Here is a 248-nt window from a genome sequence, read left to right on the forward strand (position 1 = left end):
ATCCGGACTTCTCCGACTCCTCCTACGGCTTCCGGCCGGGGCGGAGCGCCCATGATGCGGTTCTGGCCGCCCGGTCGCATGTGGCCGGCGGTCGCCGCTTCGTGGTCGATCTTGATCTGGAGAAGTTCTTCGACCGGGTGAACCACGATGTGCTGATGGCACGCGTGGCGCGCAAGGTCGAAGACAAGCGGGTGCTGCGGTTGATCCGCCGCTACCTGCAGGCAGGGTTGATGACGGGCGGGGTCGAG

General features: G+C 66.5%; 1 protein-coding gene. It reads left to right on the forward strand.

Going from position 1 to position 248, the window contains the following annotated elements:
* The coding region (locus tag NMG80_RS04050; protein WP_254016947.1) for a reverse transcriptase domain-containing protein at window positions 1-248 on the forward strand (248 nt) is incomplete at both ends.

This window comes from Mesorhizobium escarrei (genome assembly GCF_935825525.1).
Taxonomy (GTDB): Bacteria; Pseudomonadota; Alphaproteobacteria; order Rhizobiales; family Rhizobiaceae; genus Mesorhizobium; species Mesorhizobium escarrei.